Source organism: Pseudomonas sp. 86_A (assembly GCF_017491705.1).
Lineage (GTDB): Bacteria > Pseudomonadota > Gammaproteobacteria > Pseudomonadales > Pseudomonadaceae > Aquipseudomonas > Aquipseudomonas koreensis.
In genome coordinates this window covers 168,001-184,976 of the sequence record NZ_JAFGYS010000005.1, presented here as the reverse complement: position 1 = coordinate 184,976, position 16,976 = coordinate 168,001, and the positions used below count along the sequence as shown (strand labels likewise).

14 protein-coding genes are annotated in these 16,976 nt (G+C 62.7%); 8 read left to right on the top strand and 6 right to left on the bottom strand.

The genetic code is table 11. The features are described from left to right. Positions 1-25: 25 nt before the first annotated feature. Positions 26-2,545, bottom strand: a complete 2,520-nt coding sequence (hrpB, locus tag J5M57_RS09765) for an ATP-dependent helicase HrpB (RefSeq protein WP_207849035.1) — start codon at positions 2,543-2,545, stop codon at positions 26-28. A 111-nt stretch (positions 2,546-2,656) separates the two neighbouring features. On the opposite strand from hrpB, the gene J5M57_RS09760 reads away from it, so the two are divergent. Together J5M57_RS09760 and J5M57_RS09755 are read left to right on the top strand one after the other, a co-directional pair. Next, positions 2,657-3,076, top strand: a complete 420-nt coding sequence (locus J5M57_RS09760) for a polyribonucleotide nucleotidyltransferase (RefSeq protein ID WP_207849034.1) — start codon at positions 2,657-2,659, stop codon at positions 3,074-3,076. A gap of 9 nt (positions 3,077-3,085) precedes the next feature. Continuing rightward, positions 3,086-3,994: a cation diffusion facilitator family transporter gene (locus J5M57_RS09755; protein WP_169843285.1), complete on the top strand. Its 909-nt coding sequence runs from the start codon at positions 3,086-3,088 to the stop codon at positions 3,992-3,994. Here the strand turns inward: J5M57_RS09755 and J5M57_RS09750 are convergent. Beyond that, positions 3,988-5,031, bottom strand: a complete 1,044-nt coding sequence (locus J5M57_RS09750) for a DUF6515 family protein (protein WP_207849033.1) — start codon at positions 5,029-5,031, stop codon at positions 3,988-3,990. The genes J5M57_RS09755 and J5M57_RS09750 overlap by 7 nt on opposite strands. Positions 5,032-5,487: 456 nt before the next feature. Here J5M57_RS09750 and J5M57_RS09745 point away from each other — a divergent pair, with 456 nt between their 5' ends. Beyond that, positions 5,488-5,967, top strand: coding sequence for an Lrp/AsnC family transcriptional regulator (locus J5M57_RS09745; protein ID WP_008081091.1), 480 nt, complete (start codon positions 5,488-5,490; stop codon positions 5,965-5,967). Between the two features lie 294 nt (positions 5,968-6,261). After that, the gene (locus J5M57_RS09740; protein WP_003228500.1) at positions 6,262-6,471 is read left to right on the top strand and encodes a DUF2788 domain-containing protein; all 210 of its coding nucleotides are present in this window, start codon (positions 6,262-6,264) and stop codon (positions 6,469-6,471) included. Here the strand turns inward: J5M57_RS09740 and J5M57_RS09735 are convergent. The 4 genes from J5M57_RS09735 to J5M57_RS09720 all read right to left on the bottom strand — a co-directional run bounded on the left by J5M57_RS09735 (position 6,466) and on the right by J5M57_RS09720 (position 12,945). Beyond that, the gene (locus J5M57_RS09735; protein WP_064589363.1) at positions 6,466-7,101 is read right to left on the bottom strand and encodes a pseudouridine synthase; all 636 of its coding nucleotides are present in this window, start codon (positions 7,099-7,101) and stop codon (positions 6,466-6,468) included. The genes J5M57_RS09740 and J5M57_RS09735 overlap by 6 nt on opposite strands. A gap of 72 nt (positions 7,102-7,173) precedes the next feature. After that, positions 7,174-8,673, bottom strand: a complete 1,500-nt coding sequence (gene amn, locus J5M57_RS09730) for an AMP nucleosidase (protein WP_162276295.1) — start codon at positions 8,671-8,673, stop codon at positions 7,174-7,176. A 170-nt stretch (positions 8,674-8,843) separates the two neighbouring features. Continuing rightward, entirely contained in the window at positions 8,844-10,493 is a 1,650-nt protein-coding gene (locus J5M57_RS09725; protein ID WP_207849032.1) for an acyl-CoA dehydrogenase family protein, read from the bottom strand. Between the two features lie 97 nt (positions 10,494-10,590). Then, positions 10,591-12,945 (bottom strand): hybrid sensor histidine kinase/response regulator, encoded by a 2,355-nt coding sequence (locus J5M57_RS09720; RefSeq protein WP_083367828.1) that lies wholly within the window; start codon positions 12,943-12,945, stop codon positions 10,591-10,593. A gap of 441 nt (positions 12,946-13,386) precedes the next feature. Between J5M57_RS09720 and J5M57_RS09715 the strand changes: the two genes are divergently transcribed. The 4 genes from J5M57_RS09715 (at position 13,387) to J5M57_RS09700 (ending at position 16,905) form a co-directional block, all read left to right on the top strand. After that, the gene (locus tag J5M57_RS09715) at positions 13,387-14,184 is read left to right on the top strand and encodes a hydroxymethylpyrimidine/phosphomethylpyrimidine kinase (RefSeq protein WP_007960553.1); all 798 of its coding nucleotides are present in this window, start codon (positions 13,387-13,389) and stop codon (positions 14,182-14,184) included. An 18-nt stretch (positions 14,185-14,202) separates the two neighbouring features. Further along, positions 14,203-14,826: a thiamine phosphate synthase gene (gene thiE, locus J5M57_RS09710; RefSeq protein ID WP_207849031.1), complete on the top strand. Its 624-nt coding sequence runs from the start codon at positions 14,203-14,205 to the stop codon at positions 14,824-14,826. Positions 14,827-14,841: 15 nt separating this feature from the next. Continuing rightward, positions 14,842-16,125, top strand: a complete 1,284-nt coding sequence (gene hemL, locus J5M57_RS09705; RefSeq protein WP_207849030.1) for a glutamate-1-semialdehyde 2,1-aminomutase — start codon at positions 14,842-14,844, stop codon at positions 16,123-16,125. 225 nt (positions 16,126-16,350) lie between these two features. After that, positions 16,351-16,905, top strand: a complete 555-nt coding sequence (locus J5M57_RS09700; protein ID WP_207849029.1) for a tetratricopeptide repeat protein — start codon at positions 16,351-16,353, stop codon at positions 16,903-16,905. Positions 16,906-16,976 lie beyond the last annotated feature (71 nt).

Below are 16,976 nucleotides of genomic sequence, written 5' to 3'. Positions count from 1 at the left end.
GCCGCAGGCTGCGATCTCTTGCTATTCAGGTGCCGCGCGGCTTGGCCCGTGCCGTGGCCTCGGCCACCAGCGGATCATCCGGCCAATAATGCTTCGGATACCGCCCCTTCAGATCCTTCTTCACCTCGGCATAGGTGCTGCGCCAGAAGTTGGCCAAGTCCTGCGTCACCTGCACCGGGCGCCGCGCCGGCGACAGCAAGTGCAGCTTGACCACTTGCCGGCCACCGGCAATCCGCGGTGTCTCGGCAAGGCCGAACAGCTCCTGCAAACGCACCGCCAGAATCGGCGGGAACTCGCTGTAATCCAGCCTGATCGACGACCCCGACGGCACGCTCAAATGATGCGGCGCCAGCTCGTCCAGCCGTTGCGGCAACGGCCACGGCAGCAGGTTGCGGACGATGCTCGCCAGATCGAGATTGGCAAAATGACTGAGCCGCGAGACCTTGCCCAGATACGGCATTAACCAGTGCTCGAGGGTGTTCAGCAACGTCGCGTCGCTGACATCCGGCCACTGACTGTCATCCTGCGTGGCCAGCTCCAGCTGCCGTAACAGGGCGACCCGCGCCTGCCACTGCCGCAGTTCCGGCGTCCACGGCAGCAACTCCAGACCTTTGCGCCGCACCAGATTGACCAGCGCCTGACTGCGCGCGGCTTCGTCGAGACCGGTCAACGGTTCACGGCTGAGGATCAGTTCGCCGACCTTGCGCTGACGCTCGGCGCGCAGCACGCCTTCGCGTTCGTCCCAGTCCAGTTGATCGACGCAACGGACCTGCTCGGCCAACACTGAATCGAACAGCGCCGGATCAAAATCCGCCGCCAGATAAATCCGTTCCTCGCGCTGGCCCTGACGGCTGCCGAGGTCGGCAATCACAATCCACGGCTCCTTCATCAGGCTGTCGGCTTCGGCAAACAACGCCGCCCGACCATTGGCCAGACGATATTCCGCGCCACCGGCACGCCGCTGCTGGGCGACGCGATCCGGGTAGGCCAGCGCCAGCAATGCACCGAGCCAGCGCGGATGATCGGGATCGCTGACCGGTTCGCTCGCCTTGCCGCGCAGGTAACCGCGATACTGCCGCGCCAGTTGCCGGGCCCGCTGTACGCCACCCTGTGCCCCACGCGCCGCGCGCTCCTCGCCGGAGAGCAGGACCAGTCGGCTGTGCAGATCCGCACCGGCACCGCGCAGGATATCGCGCTCGCCAAGCAGTGCCGCAACATCGCACGCCATGTGCGCCAGCCCCAGCGCCTGACCGCGCAGCAACAGATGGGCGATGCGCGGATGCGCCGGCAACTCGGCCATGGCCTGACCATGCGCGGTCAGCGCCTCGCCTTCGAGGGCCCCCAAGCGCTGCAACAGATCCTGCGCCTGTGCATAAGCCGCTGCCGGAGGCACATCGAGCCAGACCAGTTCGCCCGGGGTCACCCCCCAACGCCCGAGTTGCAGGGCCAGGCTGGCCAGGTCCGCCGACAGAATTTCCGCACTGCCGTAAGCGGCCAGTTGCTCGTGTTGATCCTGCGACCACAAGCGGTAACACACGCCCGGCTCCAGACGCCCTGCCCGACCCGCGCGCTGGGTGGCGCTGGCCTTGGAAATGCGCTGGGTGTCGAGGCGGGTCATGCCGCTGCCGGGGTCGAAACGCGGAACCCGCGCCAGCCCGGCATCGATCACCACGCGCACGCCGTTGATGGTCAGGCTGGTCTCGGCGATGTTGGTCGCCAGCACCACCTTACGCTGGCCGGCCGGGGCCGGGTCGATGGCGGCGCGCTGAGCGTTGAGATCCAGTTCGCCGTGCAGCGGGCAGAGCAAAACGTCATTGCGCTCGCCAATGGCATCACTCAACTGCTGATGCACGCGACGGATTTCCGCCTGCCCCGGGAGGAACACCAGCAGGCTGCCGGTCTCATCGTGCAGGGCTTCGAGTACGGTCTGGGTCACACGCTGGTCAATGTATTCGCCGGGCTGAAACGGCCGCCCCCAGCGCATCGTCACCGGGTACATGCGCCCCTCGCTGCGCAGGATCGGCGCGTCATCAAGCAACCCGGACAGGCGCTCGCCTTCCAGCGTGGCGGACATCAGCAAAATCTTCAGCGGCTGTTCAGCTCGGAACAGTTCGCGACCGTTCAAACTCAGGGCCAGCGCCAGATCGGCGTCGAGGCTGCGTTCGTGGAATTCGTCGAAGATCAGCAGGCCTACGCCTTCCAGCGCCGGATCGTCCTGCAGGCGCCGGGTGAGAATACCTTCGGTGACCACTTCGATACGGGTGTCGGGGCCGACCTTGCTGTCGAGACGAATGCGATAACCAACGGTTTCACCAACCTTCTCGCCCAGTTCGCTGGCCAGTCGTTCAGCCGCCGCACGCGCGGCGAGACGGCGCGGTTCGAGCATGAGGATGGTCTGCCCGGCCAGCCACGCTTCATTGAGCAAAGCCAGAGGCACGCGGGTGGTTTTACCAGCGCCGGGCGGTGCTTCGAGCACGGCTTCGTGGCGTGTCGCCAACGCTTCACGCAGGGCAGGTAAAACTTCATCGATCGGCAAAGAAATCATGCTGGCTCCCAAACAGAGGCGCGAGTATAACGGCGAACTGCCGGGCGTTTGTCAGGGTCTTAATTCCACACAGCGCTGCTTCGTTTTTAGATGACTCAGGAGATCTATCCCATGCGTTTACCTTTTCGCCTGATCGGCGGTGTACTGGTCGCCACCCTGCTCACTCAACTCACGGCCTGCGGTTCGATTTTCTATCCGGACCGTCGCGGTCAGATCGATGGCAAGATCGACCCGGCCATTGCCGTGCTCGACGCCGTGGGCCTGCTGTTCTACGTCATCCCCGGCCTGATCGCGTTCGCGGTCGACTTCACCACCGGCGCGATCTATTTCGAACCGGGCCACACCGCCCAGGTCGATCCGGCAAAACTGAAACAGGCCATTAGCCCGGACGGTCAGGTCGATAACCTCAAGTTGCAGGCTATTCTCGAAACTGAACTGGGCCGCAACCTGCCACTGGACGATCCACGTCTGATCCAGCACAAGGGCAGCACGCAACAACTGGCGATGTTTGGCCTGCAACCCGCCGCATAAGGAAATCACATGACCACCAGCCCCGAACACGCCCGCCTGCTGCGGCTGGCGACCCGCGCCTCGGTGGCGGTGGCCTGCACGCTGATCATCGCCAAAGCCATCGCCTGGTGGCTCAGCGGATCGGTGAGCATGCTCGCCGGCCTCACCGACTCGGCGCTGGATGGCGTCACCTCGCTGCTCAATCTGCTGGCGGTGCATTACGCGCTGCGCCCGGCCGATGACGATCACCGTTACGGCCACGGCAAGGCCGAATCGCTGGCGGGCATGGCGCAGGCGCTGTTCATCGGTGGCAGTGCGGTGTTGATCGCCTTTCAGGCGTATGAGCGCATCCAGCAACCGGAGCCGCTCGGCGCGCCGTGGCTGAGCATCGGCGTGATCGTGTTCTCCCTGCTGCTGACCGCTGCGCTACTGACATTGCAGCATCGCGTGGTCAAGCAGACCGGCTCCAACGCCGTACGCGCCGACTCGCTGCACTACCGTTCGGACATGCTGCTCAACGGCAGCATTCTGATCGCGCTGATTCTCGCCGGGATGGGCTTTCATCAGCTCGATGCATGGTTCGGTTTGGGAATTGCCGGGTACATTTTGTGGAGTGCGATTCAGATCGCCCGGGAAAGTTTTTCGGTGCTGATGGATGAAGAGCTGCCGACGGACGTCAGTCAGCACATGCTCGAACTGGCCTGCGGCGTACCCGGCGTGCTGGGCGCACATGATCTGCGCACACGGATCTCGGGCAATCACTGGTTCGTGCAGCTGCATCTGGAGTTGCCGGGAGAACTGACGCTGTCAGTCGCTCACGGCATCAGCGATCAGGCGGCGGATGCGATCCACGCCGCCTACCCGCGAGCCGAGGTGCTGGTGCACGCCGACCCGCAGGAAGTGGTCAAGACCGAACGGGCGCAAACCCGGCTTCAGTAAGACACCTGATAACCGCGACTGCTCAGGCAATTGCCCTGAGCCTGACGGTACGCCTGCACCACTTCGGGCGCCGGTTGGTACGTCGCGGTACGCGGATCGAAACCGCTTTGCTGCACCGCGTATTGGTAGCACTGGTAACCGTCCTGCTGGACCTGTTCCGGTGACTGACCGTTGGCCGGATAAGCCTCGACGTCATAGCCCTGGGATTGCGGCTGCGGTTGCGGCGGTTGCTGCACCGGCGGTTCGACCACCACGTAATCCTGCGTGGCTTGCTCATACGCATAGTAGGAACCGGCAGCGAGGAACAGCAGCGCTCCGCCGATCCACACTTCACGGGCGTAGTCCGGCAGATACTGGGTACGAATCCCTCGCGGCGGCTGCACGACGATGTAGCGCGGACCTTGCGGGCGATACCAGTAACCGCCGGAATAGAAGTAATCCTGGCCGCGATACGGCACACGATATTCGCGATCCGGGAAGCGGTCGATCACATGCCCCGGGCGGTATTGCGGGCCGGGGCCCCAACCGTTGCCATGCCCGTCCGGGCGACCCGGCCAGTGATTGTCATTGGGCCGGTTGCCGGTTTGCCATTGCTGGTTGTGGTAGCCGTTCTGCGGGCGCTCGTCGCGGTAGTAGCCCTGACGCGGCTCCTGAGTCTGGCGCACGGTATCGGGCCGCGGCTGGATCGGCAGGTTGGCCGGTGGCGCCTGGTGAACCGGAGCAGGCGGGTTCGGTGCGCGGTTCTGGTTCTGGTTCTGCCACTGGCCGTTATTGTGCTGCTGGCCGTTGTGTTCGAACTGGCGGCTGTTGTCGCCCCGAATGATTTCGTTGTTCTGCGGCCGCGGCTGATTTTGCGGCGGTGGATTGTTCTGCCCGTGCGGCTGACGCTCGCCGCCATGCCCCTGATTGCCCTGATGCTCGCCACCGTGCCCGTTATTCTCGGGACCACGATTCTGTGGCTCGTCGGCAAGCGCTTGCGCACTGACGCTCACACACAGCAAACCAACACCGGCCAGACGCCAGATGCGCGACTTCATGCTATTCCTCACTGCGGGTATTAACAGGGCTTGCTACTAAGACCGGGATTACACACACCGGGTTCTGCGACAGGTTATCAGTCACGAAACTTATTTATTGAGGATCGCCGCGCTGCGAGGCACAAAAATCGCAGGCAAGAAAAAAGGGAGACCCGTCGGCCTCCCTTCTAGAGAACTTCGTCCTGGCTCGACGCTTTTGACGTCGGCTCACCTCACGCCGTCTTCTGGACAGTGTGCAGCTCGGGGGCCGGCACATCCCCGGTGGGGGTGGCGGCCGCGGCGGGCCTGTTTGGGCGGGCCGCAGTGGACTGTGTTACCGAGCAGTGATTCTGGTGATAAGAATAGGCCGGGAGCGGCGGCAGAGGATTGCGAAGATTGCTCAAATAAACATCACTTGCGCAATTTTTAACCCTGGATAGATAATCTGCCGCAATAGTTACAACCAAGGACTGATTCATGAGCAAACTCGACCGCTACGACCTGAGTATTTTGGCTGAATTGCAGCGCGACGCCCGCATCTCCAACCAGGAACTGGCCGAGCGCATCGGTCTGTCACCCTCGCCCTGCTCGCGCCGGGTCAAGCAACTGGAGGACGACGGCTACATCTCACGCCAAGTGGCGTTGCTCGATCGCAAGATGCTCGGCCTGAGCCTGACCGCCTACGTGCTGATCGGCATGGACCGGCACACGCCGGAGCGTTTCGAAAACTTCGAAGCGGCGATCCGCACCCTGCCGCAGGTGCTGGAATGCAGCCTGGTGACCGGGGTCGATGCCGACTATCAGTTGAAAGTGGTGGTGCCGGACATGGATCACTATCAGAAACTGCTGCTGGGACACCTGACGCGGATTGAAGGCGTGACCAGCGTGCGTTCGAGCTTCGTACTGAATCAGGTGCTCAACAGCACTGAACTGCCCTTGACCCACCTGCGCAACTGATCAAAAGCCCCTCATCGGAACGCCGCCCGCCCAGCCCTCTCCCGGAGGGAGAGGGGGCCGACCGAGAGATGCTCTCGGAGTACGCCGACCTGAAAATGCTGCTGTGAATCCATAATCGACTCGATTTTTCGGGTCGATGTATGACGCCAGACGCCTCGGTCAGTCCCCTCTCCCTCCGGGAGAGGGCTAGGGAGAGGGCAAAGGCTTCGGATCAGACCCAGATCAATGCCACCCCGCACACCTTGGCGTATACTCGCCGCGCCCTTTTAGCCGCGCCCGTGCCGGAGAGTCCCAATGGATCCTGCAGTATTCGAAGAGTGGATGATGACTGGCCTGGTCAGCATCCTGATCATTTTCATGGGTTTCATCGTCTGGGATCTGGCGAAAAAGTCCAAGGCCGGACGTTTCGGCTCGTTCATTCTGTTCTTCGTGCTGGGCCTGGGCGTGGCCGCGTTCATCATCAAGAGCGTGGTGATCGGCCTGATCGAATCCGGCGCTCTATAGACGCGCCGGCACTTCTTTCCATTGGCCCTGATCGAGGCCTTCGATCGTCCAGTCACCAATCCGCACCCGCACCAGACGCAACGTCGGCAGGCCGACCGCTGCGGTCATGCGTCGTACCTGACGGTTACGTCCTTCGCGAATGACCAACTCCAGCCATGAAGTCGGCACGCTTTTGCGAAAGCGTACCGGCGGGTTGCGTGGCCACAGTTCAGGTTCATCCAGTTGCCGCGCCTCGGCGGGCAGGGTCATGCCGTCATTCAGTTCGACACCGTCGCGCAGCCGCTGCAATTGCTCGGCCGTCGGCTCGCCTTCGACTTGCACCCAGTACGTCTTCGGCAATTTGTGTTTCGGGTCGGCAATCCGCGCCTGCAACTGCCCGTCGTTGGTCAGCAGCAACAAACCTTCGCTGTCGCGATCAAGGCGTCCGGCGGGGTAGATGCCGGGCACCTCGATGAAATCCTTGAGCGTCGCCCGCCCGCCTTCGTCGCTGAACTGCGTCAGCACATCGAACGGTTTGTTGAACAGGATCAGCTTCGGCTCGGCAGGCGGCGCCTTGGCGACACGGCGTGGAGCTGAGGAGGATGGCTTCGCACCGGGACGGCGTGAAGGGGGACGCGGAGGACGGGACATGGGCAAAACAACATCTGGCGATCTGGGCTGACAATGCTAGTGCCCGGATCGCCAAATGACCACGACTAACCGTTAACGGAACGGCGGCTCGTCGAAGCTGCGCAGTTTGCGCGAGTGCAGCGAGTTGAGTTCGGTGCGCAGCAGATCCACCGCCTCGATGCCGATCTTCAAGTGCTGGCTGACCGCGCGCTCGTAAAACGCGTTGGCCGAACCCGGCAGCTTGATTTCACTGTGCAGCGGTTTGTCCGAGACACACAGCAACGTGCCGTACGGCACCCGCAGGCGATAACCCTGGGCGGCGATGGTGCCGCTTTCCATGTCCACGGCCACGGCGCGGGACAGGTTGATCAGCGGACGTTCCTGGGCCCAGCGCAGCTCCCAGTTGCGGTCGTCGTAGGTCAGCACGGTGCCGGTGCGCAGGCGCTTTTTCAGCTCTTCGCCCTGCTCGCCGGTGATGTTGGCCGCCGCTTGTTGCAGCGCCAGCTGCACTTCGGCCAGTGCCGGGATCGGAATGTTTGGCGGCACCACGCGATCAAGAATCCCGTCGCGACGCATGTAGGCGTGGGCCAACACGTAGTCGCCGATGGTCTGCGACTGACGCAGCCCGCCACAGTGGCCGATCATCAGCCAGCAATGTGGACGCAGCACCGCCAGGTGGTCGGTGATGTTCTTGGCGTTGGACGGGCCGACGCCGATGTTGACCAGGGTCACGCCATGGCCATCGTTGGCGATCAGGTGATAGGCCGGCATCTGGTAGCGGTGCCAGACCACGCCAGCGGCAATTGCCGAAGCTTCGCCGTGGTCCATGCCCTTCTCGATGATCACGTTGCCCGGCAGGACCATGCGCACGAAACGCGGGTCGTTGCGCAGTTGTTCCAGGCCATGGACGATGAACTGGTCGACGTAGCGGTGATAGTTGGTCAGCAGGATCCACGGCTGCACATGGCGCCAGTCGCTGCCGGTGTAGTGCACCAGTCGGCGCAGGGAGAAATCGACCCGCGCGGCGTCGAACAGCGCCAGCGGCAACGGATCGGTGTTTTCCCAGTCGTAGAGACCGTCGGCGATGCCATCAGTGGCGGCGGACAGGTCGGTACTCGGGAACACCCGCGCCAGCACCGCAGCGGTGACGCCGGAGCCGGCCAGTTCATCGCCCTGCTCGACCACGTATGGGTACGGAATATTCTGCTGGCTGACGCCGACTTCCACGGTCACGGTGAAGTCGTGCATCAACGGCACCAGTTGTTCCAGCAGGTATTTGCGAAACGCCTTGGGGTGGGTGACGGTGACGCTGTAGGTGCCCGGCAGCTGCACCTTGGCGTAGGCGCGGGTGGTCTGCGGGACTTCGCCCTGACAGTGGTAGGTCAGACGCAGTTCGGGATAACGAAACAGAGCACGCTGCTCGGCGTCAGGCTCGACGCGATCCTTGAGGTAACGCTTGAGCGCCGAGTTCAGCGCAGTGGTGGCCCGCTCGTGCAGCTCGGCCAGACGGTCCACGGCTTGTTCGGCGGTTTGAACGACAATAAACGCTTCGGTCACGATCAGCTTCCTGTGTTCTGACTTGCAGAGCTTCATCTTGCCTGCATCGTGGTCTCACGGGAACAGTGGCATGTTGGCAACCGCACAATAGATGGGTCACCTACGATCCCGGTAGGAGCTGCCGAAGGCTGCGATCTTTTGATCTTGCTGTTTATAAAATCAACAGATCGCAGCCTTCGGCAGCTCCTACAGGTGATTTTGTGTGGTCAGAAACCCTGGGGAGTCGAGCGGGCGACGATGGCTTCGACGTCAAGGCCACGCGGCAACGCGCCGTAGACTCGACCGCCGCCGCTCAGCCGGCTGGCAATAAAGGCATCACTGACCGCCGAATTCCCCGCCTCCAGCAACAGCTTGGCCTGCAGCCCCAGCGCAATATCCTCGGTCAACTGCCGCGCCCGGTATTGAATATCGCTGGTGTCCTTGAACTGCGCCTGCAACTGCTGGATATGCGCGGCCAGGCGCTTGTCGCCATGGCCGTCACCCAACTCGCTGAACAGCACATCGAGCACGCCCGGTTCCTTCGACAGTGCCCGCAACACGTCGAGGCACTGCACGTTGCCCGAGCCTTCCCATGTCGAGTTGACCGGAGCCTCGCGATACAAGCGCGGCAGGATGCTCTCCTCGACGTACCCGGCACCGCCCATGCATTCGGCGGCTTCGTTGATCATCGCCGGCGCACGCTTGCAGATCCAGTATTTGCCCACCGCTGTCACCAGCCGGGCGAATTGTGCTTCGTGGCGGTCGTCGAGATGATCCAGCGCCTGGCCCATGCGCAGGCTCAGGGCCAGCGCGGCTTCGCTTTCCAGGGCCAGATCGGCCAGCACGTTCTGCATCAACGGTTGCTCGCTGAGCAGTTTGCCGCCGACCTTGCGGTGCGCGCAGTGGTGGCTGGCCTGGGTCAGCGCCTGACGCATCAATGCGCTGGAGCCGACCATGCAATCGAAACGGGTCATCGCCACCATCTCGATGATGGTCGGCACGCCACGCCCTTCTTCGCCAACCATCCACGCCAGGGCGCCACGGAATTCCACTTCGCTGGAGGCGTTGGACTGGTTGCCGAGTTTGTTTTTCAGGCGCTGGATGTAGAACTGATTGCGCGTGTCGTCCGGACGGTGGCGCGGCAACAGGAAGCAGGTCAGGCCTTTGTCGGTCTGTGCCAGCGTCAGGAACGCATCGCACATCGGCGCCGAGCAGAACCACTTGTGCCCGACCAGTTCATACGCCTGGCCCGGACCACTGGCACCCACCGGATACGCCTTGGTGGTGTTGGCCCGCACGTCGGTGCCGCCCTGTTTCTCGGTCATCGCCATGCCGATGGTCACGCCGGCCTTGTGCGCCATGCCGACGTTGCGCGGGTCATATTCGGTGGCGAGGATTTTCGGCAGCCACTGCTCGGCCAGATCCGGCTGCAAGCGCAACGCCGGCACGCTGGCGAAGGTCATGGTCAACGGGCAACCGCTGCCGGCCTCGGCCTGGCTGTGCAGGTAGCTCATCGAGGCGCGGGCGACATGCGCGCCGTGCTGCGGATGGGTCCAGGGCGAAGAGGTCAGGCCATGTTCGATCGCGGTGCGCATCAGCTCGTGATAGGCCGGATGAAACTCCACCAGATCGATGCGATGGCCGTAGCGGTCATGGCTGACGAACACCGGTTTGTTCTGATTGGCGAGGAACCCCGCTGCCATCAGCGGCCCGCCCGCCAGCGCACCGTAGGCATCGATCCGCGACTCGGCCCAACCGGCGCCAAAACGCCTCGACCACTCCTGTAGCGGCAGGTCGATGCGGTACAGGTTGGCGCCGTCCAGCGACGGTGGCTGGTTGGTGACTTCGTGGGTTTCGGCGAACTGATGCAGGTTCATGACGGGGCTCCTTTGGTCAGCCAAGGGATTCAGTTAAGCACTGGCCCGTGGCTGATCAAAGTGTCATATACGCCGAACTGCCGGCGCTTTCACCCTGTTACGCGCTGAGCACCCGACGCTCCAGCGCCGTTTGCAGGTCTTCGAATTTCACCGGTTTGTTCAGGTAATCAATGCGTGTGCCGGGCGCACAATGTTCGCGATCCGCGCCCTGGGCCAGCATGAATACCGGCACATTGGCACAGCCCGGCAAGGCGTGGATCTGGCAGCACAGCGAAGCGCCTTCATGGCTGGGCAACTGGCAGTCGATCAGCACCGCGTCAACGGTTTCCCGTTGCAGGCAATCAAGTGCCGCCGCGCCGTTGTCCGCCGTGCGCACACGGAAACCGAGCTTGAGCAGCATGCCGCGCATCACCAGTTGATTGACGCTGTTGTCATCCACCAGCAACACCGTGCAGTCCTGCGGTGCGCGGCTGCGCTCCTGCAGCGGGGCTGGGCTCGGCGCGGCTTCGACCGCCGGCAGTTCGAATTCGACATCCAGCTGAAAACGGCTGCCGCGCCCGGGTTCGGAGCGATGGGTGAGCTTGCCGCCGAGCAGCTCGACCAGTTGCCGACAGATCGCCAGCCCCACGCCCAGCCCGCCGTATTCGCGGGTCATCGAGCCGTCGAGCTGGAAGAAGCGCTGATACATCGTCGCCTCCCCCAGATCGGTGAAACCGATGCCGGTGTCGATCACTGCAAACGACAGCGCCAAGCGATTGTCCGCCGCCGGTTTGCCGGTTACCCGCAGCGCCAGGCCGCCGACCCGGGTGAACTTGATCGCGTTGTCCAGCAGGCACTCCAGGCATTGCGCCAGTTTGGCGCTGTCGCCGTGCAAACGGTCCGGCAGGGTCGGCAGCACCTCGACCTTGAAGTCCAGCGACTTGCTCGCCGCGTTGCCATCGAACTGCACGCGCAAGGCCTCGACCACCGCGCGCAGGCTGAAGCTGCCCGGCGTCGCCTTGAGCTTGCCGGCCTGCAGTTCGGTGAGGGTGAGGATGCCGTTGACCATGCGCATCATGTCCCGGGCGGAACCGGCGGCAGTTTGCTGATATTGCTCCAGCTCAGGTTCCAGCTCGACGGTCTGCATCAACTCCAGCGAACCGATCACCCCATTCATCGGCGTGCGCAATTCGTGAGTCAGGGTCGCGAGGAATTCGTCCTTGAGCTTGTTGCTGTGGGCCAGTTGCTGGTTGAGCACTTCGAGTTTCTGCCCGGCGTCGAACAGGGTCTGTGCCTGCTGCTCGCGCATCGCGTTGATGCGGTCGGCCAGCGCCAGCGACAGCAGCGCCACTTCAATCGCCGAACCGATCTGGCTGGCGTACATGGTCAGGAACACGTTCGGCAGCAGACCGAGCACCATCAGCGTATTGACGATGCCGCCGAGCAAGAACGCCGACCAGGCAATGATGAAATAACGCGCCACCCGCAGGCCGCGCCACCAGGCGAGGATCCCGGCGGCGAAGATCACCACAGTGAAGGTCAGCGCCAGCACGGTCGCCAGGCGCAGCGACAACGCGTAACTGGTCATCAATGACAAGCCCACCACCAGCGCGCCGAACGCGATCAGCGCAATCAGCAAGCGGTCGAGCCAGCGGCTGTGGGTTTTGGTCTGCAGGAAACTGCGGGCGAACTGGCTGCCGAACAGCCCGGCGCAACCGATGAAAAACGGTGTGGCGGCGTTGGCCCACCACGGATTGTCCGGCCAGAAATACTGCACCGCCGCGCCGTTTACCGACAGTTGATAGAGGCCGAACGAAGCGATGTAGAAGATGTAATAGAGGTAGCTGGTGTCGCGCACGCTCAGGTAGATGAACAGGTTGTAGACCAGCATCCCCAGCAGCACGCCATAAATGATCCCCAGCACATACAGGCGCACCGGCTGGTCTTCGAGGTACGCGGTGCTCGACCACAACGTCACCGGCGCCTGGATCGAGCCTTCGCTGGCCAGCCGCAGGTACAGGGTCTGCTGCTGGTCGGGGGTGAAGCTCAGGTCGAACAGGTAGTTGTTCTGACGGATTTCGCGACTGGCAAACGGCAAGGCGTCACCGGTCTGCCGAATCAGGCGATAGTCGCCGTTGGCATCCGCCCTATACAGATCAAGATGATCGAGCGGCGGGTACGCCAGCTCCAGCAGCCAGGTGCGCTGCGCGGCCGGATTGTTTGGACGGTAATGCAGGTCGATCTTCAGCCAGAACGCCGAGCGCGAGTAACCGGCATTGAGCGTGGCTTTATCGTGGGGTTTGAAATTGCCCGCCGCCGCTTGGGCGCGGACGTCGGCGATGCTCGCCTGACCACTCGGGTCTTCGAACACTTGCAGGGAGCGACCCAGGGGAAGGCTCTGGGTATTTTCGTCGAACTCGACGGCGCTTGCGAGGAGGGGCAAGCAGAACAGCAACATCAGCAAATAGCGCATTGAAGCCCCAGCGTGGCTCGTCCGGTTGTGTCAGGAAGCCCCCCATTCCCTTTGAGTAGACGTAAAACCGGTATTACCTGTTATTGGTTTGGATCCAGACTAGCATAGCCGTTGATGGCCATTGAGCACCATCGAAATTTTTCCTACAAAGGCTCTAGAACGGGCGTTTCAGAGCAAAGCAGCGGACTAGAGCTGTTGAGTTGGTCAACTCAATCATTGAGATCCGCTTTTGTGGCGAGGGAGCTTGCTCCCGCTCGGCTGCGCAGCAGTCGTAAAACCTGTAAATGCGCTGTGCCTGGATAAATGCAGGGGGCTGCTTCGCAACCCAGCGGGAGCAAGCTCCCTCGCCACAATGGTAGCTGCAGTGTTGTCCGACAATCTGCTCGCAAACACCGTCAGGACTGAACCAGAAAATCAGGTTTGGTGGTAAGCTCGCGCACCATGAATATCTACAGCTCCCGCCCCGTTGTCCTCTGTCTCTCCGGCCACGACCCCAGTGGTGGCGCCGGCTTGCAGGCAGATATCGAAGCCCTGCTCGCGCAGGGTTGCCATGCGGCTCCGGCCGTCACCGCCCTGACCGTGCAAGACACCGTCAACGTCACTGACTTCCGCGTCCTCGACCGTGAGTGGGTACTGGCCCAGGCCAATGCCGTGCTCAACGACTCCGAAGTCGCTGCGGTCAAACTGGGCATGCTCGGTTCGCTGGAAATGGTCGACACTGTGGTCGAACTGCTTTCGGCGCACCCGCACCTGCCGGTGGTCTGCGACCCGGTGCTGCGTGCCGGTGGCGGCGGACGCCTGGGCAAGGACGAAGTCGGCTATGCGATGCGCGAGCGTCTGCTGCCGCTCTCGATCATTGCCACGCCCAACCTGCCCGAGGCGCGGATCCTCGCCGAACTGCCGGAAGGCACCGCAGACGAGTGCGCTGAAAAACTCCTGCCGTTCGTCAAAAACCTGCTGATCACCGGCGGTCATGGCGACGAAACTGAAATCCACAATCGCCTGTACAGCCGTGACGGCCTGCGTGAAACCTTCTATTGCCAGCGTTTGCCAGGCAGCTATCACGGTTCCGGCTGCACCTTGGCCAGTGCCCTCGCCGGTCGTCTGGCCCAAGGTGAAAACCTCGCCAGCGCCGTACGCACGGCACTGGATTACACCTGGCGTACCCTGCGCGATGCCGAACAACTGGGCAAAGGCCAGTTCGTCCCGCGTCGCCTGCCACTGGATTTTTGCTCGTAACGTCGTGAGGTCTGCCTGATGAAACTACGTGGCCTGTATGCCATCACCGACAGCCAATTGCTGGCGGGCAAGTTTCTGTCGTACGTGGAGGCGGCGCTGGAAGGCGGCGTCACCCTGCTGCAATACCGCGACAAAAGCAGCGACGAGGCCCGCCGCCTGCGCGAGGCCGAAGCACTGCGCGACCTTTGCGAGCGCTACAAGACCCAGTTGATCATCAACGATGATGCTGAGCTGGCCGGGCGTCTGAACGTCGGCGTGCACCTGGGCCAGACCGACGGCCCGCTGTCACCGACCCGCGCCCTGCTCGGTTCCAAGGCGATCATCGGTTCGACCTGCCACGCGCAACTCGAACTGGCTGAACAAGCGGCCAAAGAAGGCGCGAGCTATGTCGCCTTCGGCCGCTTCTTCAATTCCAACATCAAACCCGGCGCGCCAAGCTGCAGCCTCGATCTGCTCGACGAGGCCAAACGCACGCTGCACCTGCCGATCTGCGCGATTGGCGGCATCACCCTCGACAACGCCGCGCCGCTGGTGGCCCATGGCGTCGACCTGCTGGCCGTGGTCCACGGTTTGTTCGGTGCCCAGAGCACCGCCGAAGTGACCCGCCGCGCCCGCGCGTTTAATGAATTACTGAAAATCTGATTTGAGAGCCCGATCATGTCTCGTTCCGAAACGCTGTTTGCCAATGCCCAGAAACACATTCCAGGAGGCGTGAACTCGCCGGTTCGCGCGTTCAAGAGCGTGGGCGGCACGCCGCTGTTCTTCAAGCACGCCGAAGGCGCCTACGTCACTGACGAAGACGACAAGCGTTATGTCGATTACGTGGGCTCGTGGGGTCCGATGATCCTCGGCCACAGCCACCCGGAAGTGCTCGACGCGGTGCGCAATCAACTGCAACACGGCCTGTCCTACGGCGCGCCGACCGCGATGGAAACCGAGATGGCCGATCTGGTCTGCTCGCTGGTGCCGTCGATGGACATGGTGCGCATGGTCAGCTCCGGCACCGAAGCGACCATGAGCGCGATCCGCCTGGCCCGTGGTTACACCGGTCGCGACAGCATCATCAAATTCGAAGGCTGCTACCACGGTCACTCCGACAGCCTGCTGGTCAAGGCCGGCTCCGGTGCACTGACCCAAGGCGTGCCGAGCTCGGCTGGTGTGCCGGCGGCATTCGCCAAACACACCCTGACCCTGCCGTTCAACGACATCGACGCGGTTGAGCAGATGCTCGCCGAAGTTGGCCAGGACGTGGCGTGCATCATCGTTGAGCCGGTGGCCGGCAACATGAACTGCGTGCCGCCAGCGCCGGGTTTCCTCGAAGGCCTGCGTTCGCTGTGCGACAAGCATGGTGTGGTGCTGATTTTCGACGAAGTGATGACCGGCTTCCGCGTCGCCCTCGGCGGTGCCCAGGCCTACTACGGTGTGACTCCGGACCTGACCACCTTCGGCAAGATCATCGGCGGCGGCATGCCGGTCGGCTGCTTCGGCGGCAAGCGTGAAATCATGCAGCGCATCGCGCCGCTGGGTCCGGTGTATCAGGCCGGCACCCTGTCGGGTAACCCACTGGCGATGGCCGCCGGCTTGACCACCCTGCGCCTGATCAGCCGTCCGGGTTTCCACGCTGAACTGACCGACTACACCACGCGCCTGCTCGACGGCCTGCAACAACGCGCCGATGCGGCGGGCATCCCGTTCGTGACCACGCAGGCGGGTGGCATGTTCGGTCTGTACTTCAGCGGCGCCGACGACATCGTCACCTTTGAAGACGTAATGGCCAGCGACGCGGCACTGTTCGGTCGCTTCTTCCACCTGATGCTGGAAGGCGGCGTGTACCTGGCGCCAAGCGCATTCGAAGCCGGTTTCACCTCGATCGCCCACGGCGACGCCGAGCTGAAAATCACCCTGGACGCTGCCGAGCGCGCCTTCGCTGCACTGAAGTAATGCCCGTACCGCTGACGTTGGCCATTGCCAGCGTCAGCTTTCACCTACACCCACGCCATTTTTCCCACGTCGCTGCTACAAATCCGCCAGAAAGTGGGCGATATATTCCCCGCGCAGCAGAAAAACGAGTAAAGACTTTGTAAGGTTGGCCCTGCTTATTTCATAATGCGCGCTTATTGGATCCCTCGATGGGTCCGCGTGCCCTTCAGAGGTAAGTCGATTCCCATGAACCGCACCGGCCGCACCCTTGCCTTGGGCTGCCTGTTGCTCCTTCAGCCCCTGCTCGCGCATGCACAAGCAGGCGGCAACTCGTTGTTGATCCCGGCGATGGGTCGTTGCACCCTCAATACTCAGCCGCAAGACGTCACGCAGGCGCTGACTGCCTGCCAGAAAGCGGCGGACGAAGGGGATGCGCAAGCGCAATACGAGTTGGGTGAGTTCTACTACGACGGCAAGAATGCGCCACGCGACCTCAATCAAGCCCTGAGCTACTTCGAAAAGGCCTCGTTGCAAGGCCACGCTCAGGCGCAGTTCAAGCTCGGCACCATGTTCTTCCACGGCGAAGGCGTGCAGGCCAACAACATTCAGGCGTACATCGTGCTGAAGATGGCTGCGGTCAATGGCGCCGAAGACGCCTTGGACACCGCCGACGAAGTCTCCGAAAAAATGTCCCGCGAAGACCTCGAAACCGCAACCCAGGTGCTCGGGCAAATTTTCCGTAAATACCTGATGGAACTGCAGAGCGCCGATGGGCGTACGCCATTTTCGCCGCTTCCCTGAACGTCAGCAGAATGAGTTCTGTGATGATTACTCATTGTGGCGAGGGGATTTATCCCCGATCGGCTGCGCAG

Coding starts and splice junctions, on each gene's coding strand:
- J5M57_RS09720 (WP_083367828.1), bottom strand. CDS start 12,945: ATGCGCTATTTGCTGATGTTGCTGTTCTGCTTGCCCCTCCTCGCAAGC.
- thiE (WP_207849031.1), top strand. CDS start 14,203: ATGAAACTACGTGGCCTGTATGCCATCACCGACAGCCAATTGCTGGCG.
- hrpB (WP_207849035.1), bottom strand. CDS start 2,545: ATGATTTCTTTGCCGATCGATGAAGTTTTACCTGCCCTGCGTGAAGCG.
- J5M57_RS09735 (WP_064589363.1), bottom strand. CDS start 7,101: ATGTCCCGTCCTCCGCGTCCCCCTTCACGCCGTCCCGGTGCGAAGCCA.
- J5M57_RS09760 (WP_207849034.1), top strand. CDS start 2,657: ATGCGTTTACCTTTTCGCCTGATCGGCGGTGTACTGGTCGCCACCCTG.
- J5M57_RS09725 (WP_207849032.1), bottom strand. CDS start 10,493: ATGAACCTGCATCAGTTCGCCGAAACCCACGAAGTCACCAACCAGCCA.
- J5M57_RS09700 (WP_207849029.1), top strand. CDS start 16,351: ATGAACCGCACCGGCCGCACCCTTGCCTTGGGCTGCCTGTTGCTCCTT.
- J5M57_RS09750 (WP_207849033.1), bottom strand. CDS start 5,031: ATGAAGTCGCGCATCTGGCGTCTGGCCGGTGTTGGTTTGCTGTGTGTG.
- J5M57_RS09755 (WP_169843285.1), top strand. CDS start 3,086: ATGACCACCAGCCCCGAACACGCCCGCCTGCTGCGGCTGGCGACCCGC.
- J5M57_RS09715 (WP_007960553.1), top strand. CDS start 13,387: ATGAATATCTACAGCTCCCGCCCCGTTGTCCTCTGTCTCTCCGGCCAC.
- amn (WP_162276295.1), bottom strand. CDS start 8,673: ATGAAGCTCTGCAAGTCAGAACACAGGAAGCTGATCGTGACCGAAGCG.
- J5M57_RS09745 (WP_008081091.1), top strand. CDS start 5,488: ATGAGCAAACTCGACCGCTACGACCTGAGTATTTTGGCTGAATTGCAG.
- J5M57_RS09740 (WP_003228500.1), top strand. CDS start 6,262: ATGGATCCTGCAGTATTCGAAGAGTGGATGATGACTGGCCTGGTCAGC.
- hemL (WP_207849030.1), top strand. CDS start 14,842: ATGTCTCGTTCCGAAACGCTGTTTGCCAATGCCCAGAAACACATTCCA.